This is a genomic window from Dactylosporangium cerinum (genome assembly GCF_042653625.1).
Lineage (GTDB): Bacteria > Actinomycetota > Actinomycetes > Mycobacteriales > Micromonosporaceae > Dactylosporangium > Dactylosporangium cerinum.
Genome location: NZ_JBHSIU010000041.1, coordinates 394,124 through 410,973, shown reverse-complemented (window position 1 = coordinate 410,973; position 16,850 = coordinate 394,124). Strand labels below are relative to the sequence as shown.

General features: G+C 72.8%; 15 protein-coding genes. 9 read left to right on the top strand and 6 right to left on the bottom strand.

The features are described from left to right. Window positions 1–67: 67 nt before the first annotated feature. Complete coding sequence (locus tag ACFPIJ_RS30880) at window positions 68–247, bottom strand: hypothetical protein (RefSeq protein WP_203851492.1); 180 nt, start codon at window positions 245–247, stop codon at window positions 68–70. 182 nt (window positions 248–429) lie between these two features. Further along, window positions 430–1,785 carry an MFS transporter gene (locus tag ACFPIJ_RS30875; protein WP_380120098.1) on the bottom strand — a complete coding sequence of 452 codons (1,356 nt, stop codon included), beginning with the start codon at window positions 1,783–1,785 and terminating at the stop codon, window positions 430–432. Between the two features lie 129 nt (window positions 1,786–1,914). Between ACFPIJ_RS30875 and ACFPIJ_RS30870 the strand changes: the two genes are divergently transcribed. Beyond that, on the top strand, window positions 1,915–2,355 hold the full coding sequence (locus ACFPIJ_RS30870; RefSeq protein WP_380120096.1) for a MarR family winged helix-turn-helix transcriptional regulator: 441 nt from the start codon (window positions 1,915–1,917) through the stop codon (window positions 2,353–2,355). 241 nt (window positions 2,356–2,596) lie between these two features. Then, entirely contained in the window at window positions 2,597–3,088 is a 492-nt protein-coding gene (locus tag ACFPIJ_RS30865) for a hypothetical protein (RefSeq protein WP_380120094.1), read from the top strand. 68 nt (window positions 3,089–3,156) lie between these two features. Here ACFPIJ_RS30865 and ACFPIJ_RS30860 read toward each other — a convergent pair whose 3' ends face one another. After that, entirely contained in the window at window positions 3,157–3,876 is a 720-nt protein-coding gene (locus ACFPIJ_RS30860) for an MBL fold metallo-hydrolase (RefSeq protein ID WP_380120092.1), read from the bottom strand. Window positions 3,877–3,971: 95 nt separating this feature from the next. Between ACFPIJ_RS30860 and ACFPIJ_RS30855 the strand changes: the two genes are divergently transcribed. After that, complete coding sequence (locus tag ACFPIJ_RS30855) at window positions 3,972–4,532, top strand: TetR/AcrR family transcriptional regulator (RefSeq protein ID WP_380120090.1); 561 nt, start codon at window positions 3,972–3,974, stop codon at window positions 4,530–4,532. A 209-nt stretch (window positions 4,533–4,741) separates the two neighbouring features. Here ACFPIJ_RS30855 and ACFPIJ_RS30850 read toward each other — a convergent pair whose 3' ends face one another. Further along, a complete protein-coding gene (locus ACFPIJ_RS30850) occupies window positions 4,742–5,302 on the bottom strand; it encodes a DUF4240 domain-containing protein (protein ID WP_380120925.1) in 561 nt (186 codons plus the stop codon). 28 nt (window positions 5,303–5,330) lie between these two features. Next, window positions 5,331–6,011, bottom strand: a complete 681-nt coding sequence (locus ACFPIJ_RS30845; protein ID WP_380120088.1) for a M23 family metallopeptidase — start codon at window positions 6,009–6,011, stop codon at window positions 5,331–5,333. 241 nt (window positions 6,012–6,252) lie between these two features. Between ACFPIJ_RS30845 and ACFPIJ_RS30840 the strand changes: the two genes are divergently transcribed. The 6 genes from ACFPIJ_RS30840 (at window position 6,253) to ACFPIJ_RS30815 (ending at window position 14,100) form a co-directional block, all read left to right on the top strand. After that, window positions 6,253–7,641, top strand: a complete 1,389-nt coding sequence (locus ACFPIJ_RS30840) for a cellulase family glycosylhydrolase (RefSeq protein WP_380120086.1) — start codon at window positions 6,253–6,255, stop codon at window positions 7,639–7,641. Window positions 7,642–7,724: 83 nt separating this feature from the next. Beyond that, window positions 7,725–8,324 (top strand): GrpB family protein, encoded by a 600-nt coding sequence (locus tag ACFPIJ_RS30835; RefSeq protein ID WP_380120084.1) that lies wholly within the window; start codon window positions 7,725–7,727, stop codon window positions 8,322–8,324. A 49-nt stretch (window positions 8,325–8,373) separates the two neighbouring features. Continuing rightward, entirely contained in the window at window positions 8,374–10,671 is a 2,298-nt protein-coding gene (locus ACFPIJ_RS30830; protein ID WP_380120082.1) for an FdhF/YdeP family oxidoreductase, read from the top strand. Between the two features lie 58 nt (window positions 10,672–10,729). Beyond that, complete coding sequence (locus ACFPIJ_RS30825; RefSeq protein ID WP_380120080.1) at window positions 10,730–12,010, top strand: tetratricopeptide repeat protein; 1,281 nt, start codon at window positions 10,730–10,732, stop codon at window positions 12,008–12,010. A gap of 54 nt (window positions 12,011–12,064) precedes the next feature. Then, window positions 12,065–12,619, top strand: a complete 555-nt coding sequence (locus tag ACFPIJ_RS30820; RefSeq protein WP_380120078.1) for a DUF4240 domain-containing protein — start codon at window positions 12,065–12,067, stop codon at window positions 12,617–12,619. A gap of 698 nt (window positions 12,620–13,317) precedes the next feature. After that, complete coding sequence (locus ACFPIJ_RS30815; protein ID WP_380120076.1) at window positions 13,318–14,100, top strand: SDR family NAD(P)-dependent oxidoreductase; 783 nt, start codon at window positions 13,318–13,320, stop codon at window positions 14,098–14,100. Here ACFPIJ_RS30815 and ACFPIJ_RS30810 read toward each other — a convergent pair. Further along, window positions 14,070–16,766 carry an ATP-binding protein gene (locus ACFPIJ_RS30810; RefSeq protein WP_380120074.1) on the bottom strand — a complete coding sequence of 899 codons (2,697 nt, stop codon included), beginning with the start codon at window positions 16,764–16,766 and terminating at the stop codon, window positions 14,070–14,072. The two genes, ACFPIJ_RS30815 and ACFPIJ_RS30810, sit on opposite strands and share 31 nt — an antisense overlap. Window positions 16,767–16,850: the final 84 nt, after the last annotated feature.

Sequence of the window (16,850 nt, the reverse complement as noted above, 5' to 3'; positions counted from 1 at the left end):
GGCGCTTGCTGCGCGGACCACCGCTTTGCCGCGCGGGCCCGGGCGGTGCTGCGTGGCTTGCGTGCGGCTATGCGGGTTCGCGCACGCCGCCCGGGTCGCCGCCGTCGCCGTCGCCCGGCATCGGCTCCGGCAGCGCCTCCGGCAGTTCGTCCGGGGTGTCGGGCAGCAGCTCACCCGGGTCGTCCGGCACGGGCTCACGCGGGTCGATCGGCGGGTACTCGTCTGGGTCAAGATCCGGGTTCGCCATCCCGCCAGTATCAACCCGCCGGCGCCGTCCCGCCCGTTGCGGCGGCTTTCAGCTTTCAGCGCCGCCCCGCCCGTTGCGGCCGCCTTCGGCGGCGCCCGTTGTCGCGGCTCCAGCCCCGCCCGTCGCCCCCGTCTTCGGCCCGCCCGTTGCGGCCGTCTTCGGCGGCGCCCGGTGTCGCGGCTTCAGTGCCGTGGCAGGAGCAGGCTGAGCGCCGCGATGGCCGCGCCGAGCCCGGCCGCGATGAGGAACACCACGTCGTAGCCGCCCGCAGTGGCGAGCACCGCCAGCCCGATCGACCCGCCGACCTGGTTCGCGGTGCTGGCCAGGCCGCCGACGGTCCCCGCCTCGCCGTCAGGGGCGCCCGCGGTCGCGGCGGCCATGAGGGTGGGGAAGGCCAGCCCGATGCCGGCCGCGACGAGCAGCGTCGGCCCGAGCACATCGGTGACATAGTCGCTGCCGGCGCCCGCCTGGGCGAGCCAGCCGAAGCCGGCCACGAGGCAGGCGCTGCCCGCCAGGATCAGGGTCCTGGCCCCGGCCCGGGGCAGCAGTCCGGCGGCCAGCCGCGCGACCGCCACGAACGTCACTGCCGCCGGGGTCTGCCCGAGTCCGGCGTCCAGCGCGCCGAACCCGAGGACATCCTGCAGGAGCAGCGACGTGAAGTACCACATCCCGATGGCGACCCCACCGAACAGCAGGAGCATCGCGTTGCCGGCGGCCACGCCCCGGATGGCGAACAGCCGCAGCGGGATCATCGGCCGGCTCGCCACCCGCGCCTCGACCACGATGAACGCGGCGAGCAGGACGACCCCCGCCGCGATCGGCCCGGCCACCCGTCCAGACGTCCAGCCGTGCCCTGCGCTCTGCATCACCCCGTAGACCAGTGCGGTCAGCCCGGCGGTGCCGGTCACCGCGCCGGCGAGGTCGAGCGTCTCCCGCCGGCCGGTCCGGGTGCGCGTGAGTGCCGTCATGGCGGCCGTGATCAGGACCGCGCCGATCGGCACGTTGATCAGGAACACCCACTGCCACGACAGGCCGGTGGTGAGGGCGCCGCCCACGACCGCGCCGACCACGCCGCCGGCGCCGCCGGCGGCGGACCAGGCGCCGAACGCCCGGGCCCGTGCGTGCGGGTCGGTGAAGGAGCTGTTGAGCACCACCAGGGTCGCCGGGGCGAGCATCGCGGCGCCGAGGCCCTGCGCGACCCGGGCCACCACCAGGACCTCCGGCATCGTCGCCAGCCCGGCCGCCAGGCTCGCGGCGCTGAACAGCGCCAGGCCGGCGACGAGCATCCGGCGGTGGCCGAACAGGTCAGCGGCGCGACCGCCGGGCAGCATGAACCCGGCGAAGGCGAGCAGGTAGCCGTTCACCACCCAGGCCAGCCCGGTGGGCGTGAAGCCGAGGTCCCGCTGGATGGAGGGCAGTGCGACGTTCACGATGGACACGTCCAGGATCACCATGAACTGGCAGGCGCTCACCAGCGCCAGCACCAGCCAGGCGGGCGCGGTGCGCGGCGTCGCCCGCCGCGTCACGGTGCTCGTCATGCCCGCCACCCATCGCTGGTGGCGCTGGAGTAGATGGCGGCGACCTTGACGGTCACGATGCCCCCCGATGTCGTAGAATTAGTTACGCGCATAATGTTATGCGCGTAACTAACCTGTCAAGGAGTGCCCGTGGAGTTCGCTCAGGCCGACGCTCTCAACCAGGCCATCCGTCTGCTGAGCCTGCGCCACCGGGCCCGGGCCGCCGCGCTGCTGACCCCGCTCGGGCTGCACCCCGGGCAGGAGACCCTGCTGCTCGAGCTCGCCCGGACCGGACCGATGATCCAGGCGCAGCTCAGCGAGGCGCTCGGCTGCGAGCCGCCCAGCGTCACCCTCATGACCCGCAAGCTGGAGGCGTCCGGCCACATCCGGCGCGAACCCGCCCCGACCGACAAGCGTGCCAGCGTCGTCGTGCTCACCGACCGCGGCCGGGCCCTCGTCGAGGAACTCAAGCAGCTGTGGCGCGACCTGGCCGAGGAAACCGTGCGCGGCCTGCCCGCCGCGACCGTCGAACAGATCCCCGGCATCCTGAACACCATGACCGGCAACGTGGACGGCAGGCGTCGCCGATAGTCGATGGCCCGACCGGTGTGATGATTGAGCTCTGGGTCGCTAGCTCAACTGGTAGAGCATTCGACTGGGTAGCGCGTCCGCTCTCCGCGTCGGCGGGCATGGAATGTGCTTCGGCCCACCCGACCTGGGCAGCGTCCCCATCGACGTGTTGACCGACGGAGAATGCGAGCGGTGGCAGAACGGCCTCAGCGGAAAAGGGCTCGCACCGAAGGTGGCGAATGACGGCACGGAAGGACAGTGGATGCGAAAGGTGGCGTTCGCGCTGGTGGCGCTGGTGCTGATGGCCTGTGGGCTCCGAAGCGTCGACTCAGGGCCGGACCTGATCGTGGACGTCACCCCGGAGATGGTCGTCGGCACCTGGCGCGACGTGGAGCGGGACGCCACCTTCGTGTTCGCCGCCGACGGCACATTTCAGGCACTCAATGTGCCGCCGGAGTACTTCCTCGATTTCAAGAACGCGTTGACCCCTGAGTACGACCGGAGCCGGGACCGGATCGACGCGGTCGGCACCTGGACCCTGCCGGGCAGCAAGCCTTCCGCCCCGGCTCAGGTCCGCAACATGGTCGACATCACCTTCGAGCCCGGCGGGTTCATCCAGAGCCGCGGCGGTGCCGGGCTCGATGTGAAGACGCGGGGCTCCCAGACGGTGCTGCAGTTCCGGGCCATCGTGTTCACGAGGTGCCCCGAGCCCTGTGTGGGCGGCAGCGGGGTGTCGCCGTCGCCGTCCCGGTGATCCGGCGACCGCGCCTCGTCACCAGGGGGCGGAGGTGGAGTCGTGCGTGCCGCCAGGTGACCGGGGCGTCACGCCTGAGGTGCCGCGGCCCGGATGGCGCGGACGGCCTCGGTGACGCCGCCGGACCAGGGGGCGCCGTGGCCGGGGAGGAGCCACTGCACGGGCAGGTCCTCGATGCGGCGCAGCGACGCGAGGGCCTCGGCCGGGTCGTCGGTGAAGGGGGCCGGCTGCGGGCCCTGCCGGCCCGTCAGCACGTGCCGGGTGGTGAGCGCGTCGCCGACGAAGACGGCACCGGCGACGGGCACGTGGACGGCGACGCTGCCCGGGGAGTGGCCCGGCATGCCGATGATCCGCGGCGCGCCCGGCAGGTCGAGCACCTGACCGTCGCGCACGGTGACGACCTCCTTGAGGGGCTTGCTGCGGAGCATGCCCTTGCGCATCCCGTACGCCATGAACCCGGCGGTCGGACCGAGTTTCATCGGCCCCCACGAGTTGTCGGCCTTGACCTCGCCGCGGGCGCGGGCGGCGTCGGCTTCGTGGATGTGGACGGGCACGTCGTGCTCGCTGCGGAGCCGCTCGGCGAACCCGATGTGGTCGCTGTCGCCGTGGGTGAGCACCAGGCCGCGGACGTCGCCGACCGACCGGCCCATCGCGGCGAGCTCGGCGCGCAGCTCGCTCCAGTGCCCGGGCAGGCCGGCGTCGATGACGGTGACGCCCTCGTCGGTGTCGACCAGGTACGCGGCGACGATGTCGTTGCCGATGCGGTGCAGGTGCGGGGCGAGTTGCATTGCGGCCTCCGGGGTGCTCGTGGTTATGATGGCTACGGTACATAGCCATCATGGCTACGGTCAATAGCCATCCGCGGAGAGCAGGGCGATGTCAGATGCCGACCCCCGACCGGACCTCGCTCGACCAGATCGTCCACGCCGGCCGCGAGATCCTGGAGTCCGCCGGCCTCGCCGGGCTGACCATGCAGGCCGTCGCCGCCCGGGTAGGGGTGCGCGCACCGTCGCTCTACAAGCGGGTCCGCGACCGCGACGCGCTGGTGCGGCTCGTCGCCGAGACGACCATCGCCGAGGTCCGCGAGCGGTTGGCCGCGCTCGGCGCCGGCGCCGACCCGCGCCGTGACCTGGTCGTCCTGGTCCGCGAGTTCCGGGCGTTCGCGCACGAGCGGCCGATGGCGTACCAGCTGATGTTCACCCCGGCGTCCGGGCTCGACGTGGCGACGGTGACCGCTGCGATCGAGCCCGTGCTGCGCGTCGCCGGCCAGCTCGCCGGCGAGGACCACGCGTTGGACGCCGCCCGCACCCTGACCGCCTGGGTCAACGGGTTCATCGGCATGGAGATCGGCGGCGCCTTCCAGATGGGCGGCGACATCGAACAGGCCTTCGAGTTCGGCCTGACCCGCCTGACCGCGGCGCTGGCCGTACGGCAGGTCCCATGACTGAACACGGACTGGATGTGGAGCGCGTCATCGATGCCCCGGCGGAGCGGGTCCTCGACGCGTCTCATCGAGTTGAGTCACACCGTCAACAGGCTTGTGAACCGGGCAGGCGGCGTTGTTGCCCGGGCCCCCACAACCCGAAGGATCCCCGGGCACCTGACGCGGGAAACCCCTTCCGCTTGTCCCACCCCGCCCGCTGGAGCATCCGCCTACCCCTCGGCGTAGTCGTGCAGGGCGGCGAGCCGGGGCAGGCGGCGCCGCATCTCCGCCGAGTCGTCGAAGTCGAAGTCCCAGTCCGGATCCAGGTCGGGTAACGCGACAGGGTCGACCGGGCGGGGCAGGCCGTCGGCGCCGGTCACGTCCCGGTACGCCTGCCACGCGACGCCCAGGATGTCCTCGCCTTCGAGGTCGTCCCGGCCTTCGGCGGCCGCCGCGACGACGGCGGGGTGCCCGGCGAGGCTGTCGGGGTCGGCCAGGGCCCGCTCGAACGTGTCCCGGCCCTGCGCGATGAGCCAGCCCCGGAAGTAGTCGAACCCGTCGTCGGACGCGCCGCCGTTGATGATGTACGCCGCGGCCCACAGGTCACTGCGGTAGGACACCGCCAGCAGCTCACGCACGGGTCGATCGAACGCGGCGATGTCGGCCGGCTGCCACCGGCTCAGCAGCCGCACCATCGACTCGGCGACCTTCTCGGCCTCGGCCGTGACCGGCAGCCCCGCCCGCGCCTGCTCGACCGCCCGCCACACGTCCCCGATCTCCGTGCCCGCCATCATGCCGGTCGGGTACGACAAAAACGGACTATGGGCAGTTGCGGCTGGTCAGGTCGTGGGACGGGGACACCGGGCCGGCGGTGCGGATCGGGCCGGTGCCGGCGCTGCCGTCGCTGGTGATCCCGGACGGGACGCCGTCGAAGACCGACTCCACCTTGTCGGCGTTGCCGCGGGTGTGGCGGGTGTCCCGGGTGTCGTCGTGCTGCTCGTAGTGCAGGTGTTCGACCTGGGTCGAGCCGGTCTTGCCGACGTGCCCGAGCAGCTGGCCCCGCGGCACCACCTGGTCCTGTTTGACCTCGGGCGGGGCCTGCAGGTGGCCGTACGAGGTGAACCAGCCGCCGCCGTGGTCGATGATCACGCCGTAGCCCAGGCCGCCGCGGGTGCCGACGGTGCCGGGCGCGGCTGCGGCCCCGTTCTCCAGGGTGGCCTGCCAGCCGGCCCACGCCACGGTGCCGGCGGCGGAGGCAAGGACGGCGCGGCCGCCGCTCGGGCCGCCGTTGAAGAAGAAGTCGATGTCGTAGTCGTCGTGGCCGGCGTACGTGGTCAGCCGCCATGACTCGCCGCAGGTGAACGGCAGCTGGAACGCCGGCCGTGGACCCGGGTGCTGCGGGTGCCCGTCGGCCCGCCGGGCGAGCACGACGTAGGACACGATCACGCACCCGATGATGATCGTCAGCATCGTCAACCGGTAGGCACCACGCGCACTCATTCTGGCGATCAATCTACCCGGCCGCCGCAACGCGCAGTCCCGGGACAAGAGCGTGAAACGTTCATGGTCCGGTCCGCGCCGGTCATCAAGCGCGGCCGACGCCCGTACCAGCGAAAACCCCGGCGAAACAGGGACGTCGAGGTATACGGGCGCATTGACAGTGCTCAGCGGCCGAACCTAGTGTCCGCCGCGCCGGTCCCGGGTCACGGGCCCCGCACTTCCCGACGTCTCGAGGTAGGCCATGAGGAGAAAACTCGCTGTTCTCGGCGCCGTGATGCTCGCCGTCACCGCGTCGGTGGTGTTGTTCATGCAGCCCGCGTCCGCCGCCGTCGGCCTGCACATCAGCGGCCGCAACATCGTGGAGGCGAACGGCCAGAACCTGATCATGCGCGGCGTCAACCATCCGCACGTGTGGTACACGGGGCAGACCTCCTCGTTCGCCGCCATCAAGGCCGCCGGGGCCAACACGATCCGGGTCGTGCTCGGCACCGGCAAGCGCTGGGGCCCGTCCAACGACGTCCCCGCCGTCATCACCCTGTGCAAGCAGAACAAGCTCATCTGCGTCCTCGAGGTGCACGACACCACCGGCTACGGCGAGGAGGGCGCGGCCGCGTCCCTGGATGAGGCCGCCAACTACTGGATCAGCCAGAAGGCCAACCTCGTCGGCCAGGAGAACTACGTCGTCATCAACATCGGCAACGAGCCGATCGGCAACACCAACCCGGCCCAGTGGACGGCCGCGACCGCCGCCGCGATCCAGAAGCTGCGCACCAACGGCTTCGAGCACCTCATCATGGTCGACGCCCCGAACTGGGGCCAGGACTGGCAGAACGTCATGCGCGACACCGGCCAGACCGTCCTGGACGCCGACACCAAGCACAACACGGTGCTGTCGATCCACATGTACGCCGTGTACGCCAACGCCTCGACCATCGTGTCCTACTTCGACGCCTTCAAGAACAAGGGCTGGCCCCTCGTGGTCGGCGAGTTCGGCTGGAAGTTCAACACCGGCGAGGTCGACCACGAGACGATCCTGTCCGAGGCGCAGGCCCGCGGGCTCGGCTGGATCGCCTGGTCCTGGAGCGGCAACAGCGACCCGATCCTGGACATGACGACGAACTTCAACCCGGCGCAGCTGACCACCTTCGGCGACCGGATCGTCAACGGCGCCAACGGTCTGAAGGCCACGTCCCGCGAGGCGTCCGTCTACAGTGGTCAGACGACCAGCCCGGCGCCGTCCTCGCCGTCCGTGTCGGTGTCGCCGTCGCGCAGCCCGTCGGTCTCGCCGTCGGCGTCGCGCAGCCCGTCCTCCTCGCCGGGCGGCACGAAGGCCTGCACCGCCACCTACGCGATCGTCGGCCAGTGGCCGGGCGGCTTCCAGGCCGAGGTCAAGGTGACGGCCGGGAGCGCGGCCATTTCCGGTTGGACGGTCGGCTGGACGTACACCAGCGGCCAGACCGTCAACAACGCCTGGAGCGCGACCGTGACCAGCTCCGGAGCGGCAGTCACCGCCCGCAACGTGAACTACAACGGGACGGTCGGGGCGGGCGCGAGCACGTCGTTCGGCTTCCTCGGCTCCTGGACCGGCACGAACAGCGTCCCCGCTCCGCTGACCTGCTCCGCGACCTGATCCACCGGCATGGCAGCCGGCCGGGTACCTTCCCGGCCGGCTTTGTCGTAGTCTGGACGACTTGCCAAATTCGGGGAGGTTCGATGGCCGGGTATCCACCGGAGATCACTGAGCGGTTCCACGGCACGCCTGAGCAGCTGGAAGCCGGGCTGGTCGGGCAGCCGCCGACGCGGTGGCAGACCATTGTCCTGGAGGACTACGACCCCGGCTGGCCGCGGCGCTACGACGCCATCCGTGCGGCTCTGGTCGAGACGCTCGGCGACCGGGTCGTCGCCGTCGAGCACGTCGGGTCCACGTCCGTGCCGGGGCTGCCGGCGAAGCCCATCATCGACGTCGACCTGACCGTCGAGGATACCGCCGACGAGACCCTGTTCGTCCCCGACCTGGTCCGCGCCGGCTACCGGCTCGTCCTGCGGGAGCCCTGGTGGTATGGGCACCGGATGCTGGTCAACGCCGAGGACGACATCCACCTGCACGTCTGGCCGGTCGGTGCGCCGGAACTCGTCCGGCACCGGCTGTTCCGGGACTGGCTGCGCAGCCACCCCGAGGACCTGGAGCTGTACGCGAGCACCAAGCGCAGCCTCGCCCGCGACACCGTGGAGCGGCCGGGCGACTACAGCCTGGCGAAGAACGACGTCATCGATGCGATCTACGCCCGGATCTTCGCGGCCGGACCGGGCTGAGGAAGAGGGACTACAGTCATTTCGAAGACCTCGACCGTTGGAGTACCGCATGGCAACCCCCGACCCGCCTGTCGACGACGACGCCCGGCTGCGGGTCGGGCCGCCCGCTGACCACGCCGCCGGGTTGCAGGCGGTGCGGCTCAGCGTCGGCAACGCGGTGCGGCAGATGGGGGTCGTCAAGGCCACCCGCAACCTGCGGGCGCTCAACCAGGTCGACGGCATCGACTGCATGAGCTGCGCCTGGCCCGACCCGAAGGGCCACCGGCACACCGCCGAGTTCTGCGAGAACGGTGCCAAGGCGGTGTCGTGGGAAGGCACCCGGGAGACGGTCGAGCCGGAGTTCTTCGCCGCCCACTCCCTCACCGACCTGGCCGGGCGCACCGACCACTGGCTGGAGCGGCAGGGGCGGCTCACCCACCCGATGGTCCGCCGCGACGGCGCCGAGCACTACGAGCCGATCTCCTGGGACGACGCGTTCGCGCTCATCGGCACCCACCTCAACGGCCTCGCCGGCCCGGACGAGGCGGTCTTCTACACCTCCGGGCGGGCCAGCAACGAGGCGGCGTTCCTGTATCAGCTGCTGGCCAGGGCGTACGGCACCAACAACCTGCCCGACTGCTCCAACATGTGCCACGAGTCGACGTCGGCGGGGCTGGCCCGCACCATCGGCGTCGGCAAGGGCTCGGTGTCGTTGCAGGACCTGCACGAGGCGGACCTGATCGTCGTGTCCGGGCAGAACCCCGGCACCAACCACCCGCGGATGCTCACCGCGCTGGAGACCGCCAAGCGCAACGGCGCCAGGATCCTGGCGATCAACCCGCTGCGCGAGGCGGGGCTGATGCGCTTCGACAACCCGCAGAAGGCGCGCGGGCTCGCCGGCCGCGGCACCGACCTCGCCGACGAGCTGCTGCAGATCCGCTCCAACGGCGACCTGGCGCTCTGGCAGGCGATCGGCCAGCTGCTGCTGGGCGCCGAGGATGCGGCACCCGGAACGGTGCTCGATCGGGCCTTCATCGAGGGGTACACCACCGGCTTCGAGGAATGGCAGCGCCATGTGCGTGCCGTCGACCGCGACGCGGTGCTGGCCGCGACCGGTCTGGCCTGGTCGCAGATCGAGACGGCGGCGGCGATGCTGGCGTCCTCGAAGCGCATCGTGCACTGCTGGGCGATGGGCATCACCCAGCACCACAACGCCGTCGCCACGATCAAGGAGTTCGTCAACGTCGCCCTCGCCCAGGGCATGATCGGCAAGCCGGGCGCCGGTCTGTGCCCGGTCCGCGGCCACTCCAACGTGCAGGGCGACCGGACCATGGGCATCTGGGAGAAGCCGCCGGCGTTCTTCCTCGACGCGCTCGGCGCCGAGTTCGGCTTCGCGCCGCCGCGCGAGCACGGGTTCGACGCCGCCGACGCGGTGCGGGCCTTCCGGGACCGGCGGGCGAAGGTGTTCATCGCGCTCGGCGGCAACTTCGTGGCCGCCATGTCCGACACGGACGTCACCACCGAGGCGATGCGCGGTGCCGCGCTGACGGTGCAGATCTCCACCAAGCTCAACCGCAGCCACGTCGCCGCCGGCCACACCGCACTGATCCTGCCCACCCTCGGCCGCACCGAACAGGACCTGACCGGCGGCCGGGTCCAGCGGGTCACCGTCGAGGACTCCATGTCCGAGGTGCACGCCTCCCGGGGTCGTTCGGCCCCGGCCGGCCCGCTGCTGCGCTCCGAGGTCGACATCGTCTGCGGCATCGCCGCCGCCACCCTCGGCGACCGGCACGACATCCCGTGGCGGGACTTCCCCGAGGACTACGACCGCATCCGCGACCGGATCGGCCGGGTCGTCCCCGGCTGCGCCGGTTACACCGAGCGGATCCGGGCCGACGGCGGCTTCACGATGCCGCACGGGCCGCGGGACTCCCGCACGTTCCCGACACCGGAGGGCAGGGCCGTGTTCACGGTCAGCCCCCTGGAGGTGCTGACCGTGCCGCCGGGCCGCCTGGTCCTGCAGACGATCCGCAGCCACGACCAGTTCAACACCACCATCTACGGGCTCGACGACCGGTACCGTGGCATCCGCTCGGGGCGGAGGGTCGTGTTCATCAGCGCGGAGGACCTCACCGAGCTCGGCTTCGCCGACGGCGACATCGTGGACCTGGTCTCCGAGTGGACCGACGGCCGGGACCGCAGGGCGCCGCGATTCCGGCTCGTCGAATACAACACCCCGAAGGGCTGCGTCGCCGCGTACTACCCGGAGACCAACCCTCTGGTCCCGCTGGATTCGCAGGCGGCCGTGAGCGGCACGCCCACGTCGAAGTGGGTCGTGGTCCGGCTGGAGCGCCCTGCTGGGGCGTGACCTCGGTGCTGTTGTCGACGCGCCGTTTCTGTCGTACCCCTCCGGCATGATGGCTGCCATGGGGGACCTGACGTTGGTGGCCGAGCTCGACCGGCGCTTCCGCCGGCAGGACGGCTGGCTGCTGCCGGCGCTCGTGACGTTGCTGGTGGAGCGCGGGCACCTGGACGCGGTGCGGAGCCAGGCGACGTCGGGTGACTGGCATTGCCTCCGTGCGCTGGCGGACCTGCGGGTGGCGGCAGGCGACGTGGACGGGGCGGTGGACCTGCTGCGCCCGGTCGCCGGGACCGGTTGGTGGGTGGCAGTGGAGGCCTTAGCCGGCGTCCTCGCCGGGCACGGCCGGGCCGACGAGGCGGTCGCGCTGGTCCGCCCGTTCGCCGAGGCGGGCGACCGGGCGGCGCTGGAGCTGCTGGCCACGCTCCTGGCCGGGCAGGGCCTCATCGACGAAGTGGTGGCGCTGCTGCGCCCGCACCCGGCCCTGTCGGAGACGCTCGTCCGGCTCACCGACGGCCACGGCCACGACGACGAGGTCGAGGCGGTGCTGACCGCGGCGCTTCAGGACGCTCCGGACCGCGGGTTCGTCCTGGCGTGCCTCGCCACGGTCCTGGATCGGCAGGGCCGCTTCGACCAGGCATTCTCGGTGCTGCGTGGCAACCTTTGGGATGGCACGTTCCGGCCGCTGGCCGACCTGCTGGGCCGGCACGGCCGGGGCGAGCGGCTGCGTGAGCTTTCCGCCACGGACGACGGCCAATACGCGGCGGAGCGCCTGGCCGAGCTGCGGGAGCGGGAGGGCCGCCTCGAGAGCGCCGTCGAAGCGCTGCGCCCGTTCACCGTCGGCGACCGGGGCAACGCCAAGCCGGCGCTGGCCGCGCTGCTGGACCGGCACGGCCGCACCGAGGAGGCGATCGCGCTGCTGCGCACGATGATCGGGGAGCCGTCGCTGGACCATCAGGAGTGGCTCGCCGACACGCTCGGCACCCTGCTGCTGCGGCTCGGGCGCCCGGAGGAGGCGGTCGCGGCCGTCGACGAGATCGCCGCGAGCCATGGCGGAATGTGGTTCGAGCTGCTGCCGTTCCGCACCCGGTTGCTCGTCGCGTGCGGCCGCACCGACCAGGCGATCGACGAGGTCCGCGCCCACCCCGAGGGCGACACCTCGTATGGCGCCACGTTGCTCGCCGAACTGCTCGCCGGCGCCGGCCGCCTCGACGAGGCCGTCGAGGCGCTGTGGCCGTATCGCGGGACCTGCCGCCACGACCTGGCGATGCTGCTGGTCCACCAGGGCCGTGTCGACCTGGCGATCACCGTCGCCTCGGCCCCCGCTGACGGCCACGACACCGGATGATCCGTCGTGCCGGTCCCGCATCATGACGGGCAGCGCTCCCGCATCATGACGGGTATGGGGATCGAGGACGTGTGGCGCGTGGTGGAGCAGGCGCGGGCGGGGCAACCGGAGACCGCGCCGGCCGATCAGGTCGCCGAGTCGATGGTGCGGGTGCTGAGCGCCTGGGCGCCCGCCGACATCGCCGCGTTCGAGCAGCCGCTGTGGGACCTGCTGACGGCGTCCTACCGCGGTGACCTGTGGGCCGCCGCGGCCATCATCAACGGCGGTGCGTCCGCCGACGGGTTCGACTACTTCCGCGGCTGGCTGATCGCCCAGGGCCGCGACACGTTCGAGCGGGCCCTCGCCGACCCGGACAGCCTCGCCGGTCATGCAGCGGTCATCGCGGCCGCCGACGACGGGGCCAGGCTCGAGTCCGAGGACGTCCTGACGGTCGCGTCGCAGGCGTACGAGCGGGTCACCGGCGCGAGCGAGCTGCCCGACCGGGACTTCGTCATCGAGTTCCCCGAGCTCGATCCGGCCTGGGACCTCGACGACGACGACGCCGACACCACGCAGATGCGGCGGCGCCTGCCTCGGCTCGTCGCCCTGTTCGGCTACGACGACGAGTAGCCGCAACCCAGCGCAACCACCGACCGGCGCGTGCCTCGGCCCGCCGCCGGGCTCGGCAACCACGACAAGCAACCGCCACCGAGCGCAACCACCGGCCGACCGGAAAACAGGCGCGCCACCTGCGTCGCGGCCGACCCTGATCCCTCCGGTCCCGCACCGACGTGCCATCTCCCACCGGCCGCAGCGCAATCCGGGCCGGGACACGGTGCCGCGCGGTTCAGCGATCGGGTGATTCGCGCCGCCCGCCATCCCCGTCGTCGGCTCCGACCCGCGGCGGCGAATTCCGGTGTGCCGGTCAACTGCCGTGGACATCGAGGGCCCGAATCGCGAGCGTGGAACGCACCGCCCAGTGCGGACGCTGCCAGGGCGGCGTTCCGTCGGTTTTGCCGGATCTGCTCCGGCACCGCCACCCTCGTCGTTGATCGAAGTCGCGCACCGGCCATGCGAACAGCCAGCGCCGTCCTTCGAGCACGCAGAAGATCCGCTCCCGACACGGAGCAAACACACAAAGGGCCTGATCTGGACAGCCGCGCCGGATCGGATACCCCGAGAGGCGGGCGCATCGGAGTGGCGTGGCGCACGCGTGACTTCGCGGTGACGGCGGCCGGCAACACGGCGCCGGTACCGTCCCAACGGGTTCCCGATGGTTTCCCAACGGTCGCGATCATCGTGGTGCGGCACACGACGAAGGGAAAACCATGCGCAATGTTCTTGTCACCGGCTCCGTCGACGGCATCGGCCGGCGTACCGTGGCCCAGCTCATCGCCGGCGGGCACCGGGTGGTGGTGCACGCCCGCAACGAGGACCGGGCCGCGGCGGCCAAGGTGGCGCTGCCCGGCGCGGCCGGGATCGCGGTGGGCGACCTGCGCTCCCTCGCCGAGACGACGGCCCTCGCGGGTTCGCTGCGGGCGTACGGTCGCTTCGACACGATCGTGCACAACGCCGGGATCGCCCGGCTGGACAGCTCGGAACGCGAGCTGACCGGCGACGGCCTCGAGTCGATGTTCCAGGTCAACGTGCTCGCGCCGTACCTGCTGACGGCGCTGTTGCCGCAGCCGGAGCGGCTGGTGTTCGTGTCGTCGGCGATGGCCGCGGACGGTGCCGTCGACCTCGCCGACCTGCAGTACGACCGGCGGCCCTGGAACGGGTTCGCGGTGTACTCGACGTCGAAGCTGCTGGACCTGATGCTCGCCGTCGCCGTTGCCCGCAGGTGGCCGTCGACGTTGAGCAACGCGCTCGACCCGGGCTGGGTGCGCACCGCCATGGGCGGCGACGGCGCGCCGACGAGCCCCGAGGACGCCGCGAGCGCCCAGGTGCGCCTCGCCATCGGTGATGACCCCGAGGTGCTGGTCACCGGCCGGTACTTCAGCGAAAGGGCATGGCGGCCGGCCGTGCTGGAGCCGGCGCTGCTGGAAGCCCTGCTCACCCACTGCGCCGACCTCACCGGGGTTCAGCTGCCCGGAGACACCCCGCAGGGCTGAAGCGTCGCGAGGTAGCCCGCCAGCTCGGCGTCCATCGCCTCGGCCTGGTAGCCGACGCGGTCGCCGAGGGCGCGGACCGTGCCGAGGAGGTCCGCCGCGGCGGCGGTCCGGCCGGCGAGCGCCAGCAGGTGCGCGGACATTGCCACGGCCACCAGCCAGCCGGTCGTGTCGGCGCCGCGGTGCGCCTCCTCGAGCATCCGCCGGATCAGCGGCGCCGCCCGGTCGGGCCGGTCCGCGGCGAGCTCGACCTTGCTCATCAGCCACAGCACGGACACCGCCGCCCAGCCGTGGCCGCACTCCTCGGCCTCGCGCAGGGCGGCGGTGAACGTCGCCGTCGCCCGTTCCAGCCGGCCGGCGCGGCGCTCGGCCTCGCCCAGGCACATGAGCGCCTCGGCCGCCGTGGCGCGGTGGCCGGCGGTCCGGGCCAGCGCCAGGGCCTCGGTGGCGTTTGCGGTCGCGGCGCCGACGTCCCCGGCGCCGGCCTGGAAGTACGCGACTGTTGCCAGGACCTGTGCCCGCACCGCCGGGTCGTCGGTCGCGGCGCCGTGCCGGGCGGCCACCGCGAGGGCGTCGGCGACCTGGTCGTGGGCGCCGCCGAGGTACCGCAGCAGCGCGAGACCGACGGCGGCGCGGGCGATCCAGGCGGGGTCGTGGACGCGCGGGTCCGCCTGCCGCAGCGCCGGTTCCAGGCAGCGCAGGCCTTCGGTGACGCGGCCCTGCCGGTACCAGTACCAGTGCAGGCCACCGGCGATCCGCAGCACGGTGGCGGTGTCCCCGGCCGTGGCCGCCCGCCGCAGCGCCGCCCGCACGTTGTCGCTCTCCAGGTGCAGGCGCCGCATCCAGGCGGCGCTGCCGGGGCCGCGCAGCTGCTCGCCGGCGGTGTCGGCCAGGTGCAGCACCCACGTGGTGTGCCGGACGCCGAGCGCGTGCCGGTGGGCCGGGGACGTGCGGCGCACCGCGTAGCGGCGGATGGTCTCCAACAGCATGAACCGCCGGTCGTCGGCCTTCACCAGGGACTTCTCCACCAGGGCGGTCAGGACCGGGAGGGTGTCCGCGCGGCCGGCGACGGCGGTGGCCCCGGCCAGCCCGAACCCGCCGTCGAACACGGCGAGGGCCGACAGCAGGTCCTGCTCGGCGGCGGTCAGCAGCTCGTACCAGGCGTCCATCAGCCCGAGCATGGTGGCGTACCGGCTCGCGGTTCGTGGCCCGGCCAGGACGGCGAACCGGTCGTCGAGGCGGGCGAGGATCTGCCGCGGCGACAGCACCCGGCTCTGCGCGGCGGCGAACTCGATCGCGAGGGGCATGTGGTCCAGGGCCGCGCAGAGGCGGGCGATCGGGTGCCGCTCGGCCGGGCCGGGGCGGCGCCCGCTCAGCACCGCGGCGGCCCGCGCGGTGAACAGGTCGACCGCCTCGCCGGCCGACAGCGGCGGCACGTCGAAGAGGTGCTCGCCGTCGACGCGCAGCGACTCGCGGCTGGTGACCAGCACCCGCACCTGCGGGCACGCGCTGAGCAGCGCCGACACGAGCGGGCCGGCGGCGCCCACCAGGTGCTCGCAGTTGTCCAGGACGATCAGCAGTTGCCGGGTCCGCAGCGCGGCGATGAGGGCACCGGTGGTGCCTGGTCCGGCGATCCGCAGCGCGGCGCAGACCCGCTCGGCGAGCACCGCGGGCTCGTGCAGCCCGGCCAGCTCGACCAGCCAGGGACCGTCAGGGTCCGCACGGTCGGCGGCGACCGCCAGCGCGAGCCGGGTCTTGCCCATCCCGCCCGCGCCGGTGAGCGTGACGAGGCGGTGTCGGCGCAGCAGGTCGGTCACCGCCCGCCGCTCGGCGACCCGGCCGACCAGGTCCGAGACCGGATGCGGCAGGTTGCCGGCGGGCGCGGTGTCCAGGGTGTGGTCCAGGATCTCGTGCTGGAGCCCGGCCAACTCCGCCCCGGGCTCGACGCCGAGGTCGTCCATGAGCCGGCGCCGGGCGTCGCGAAGGACCTCGAGTGCGTCGCCCTGCCGGCCGGTGAGGTACAGCGCCCGAGCCAGCAGCGCCCAGGCGCGTTCGCGGAGGGGATGCTCGGCGAGGAACGCCCGCAGCTGCGCGGCCGCCGTCTCGTGCGCGCCGAGCTCGACCAGGGCGGCGAGGCGGTGCTCCGTGGCGGCGGTCCGCAGTTCCCGCACGCGGTGCGCCTCGGCGAGCACGAATGGGCGGTCGGCGCAGTCGGCGTACGCGGGTCCGCGCCACAGCGCGAGTGCCTCGTCGAGGTGGGTGAGGGCGGATCGGGGGTCGCCGGCCGCGAGCAGGTCCCGGCCCTGGCGCAGCGCGGCGCCGAACCGGTCGGTGTCCAGCGTGCCGGGGGCCAGTCGCAGCGCGTACCCGGTGCCGTCGCGGACGAGCAGCCGACCGGGCGCCCGCGGTGGCCGGTCCGGTTCGAGGGCGCGGCGCAGCACGGACAGGTACCCCTGGACGGTGATCCGCGCGCTCGGCGGCGGCTCGTGCGGCCAGAGGCCGTCGACCAGCGCGTCGAGCGCCACGAACCGGCCGCCGGCGACGATCAGCCGGCACAGCACCGTCCGCGGCGCCCGCCCGCCGGTGGCCACGTCACGGCCGTGGCGCCGCACGACGGTCGGGCCGAGCACACCGACGAACAGGTCGCCGGGATCTACGCCACCGCTCACTACACCTCACCCGCAACCGTTGGGCAGCAAGGTTGCCCGACGGCCGGTTCGCCTGTCAGCCGCATGTGCGACATCGGTGCGAGG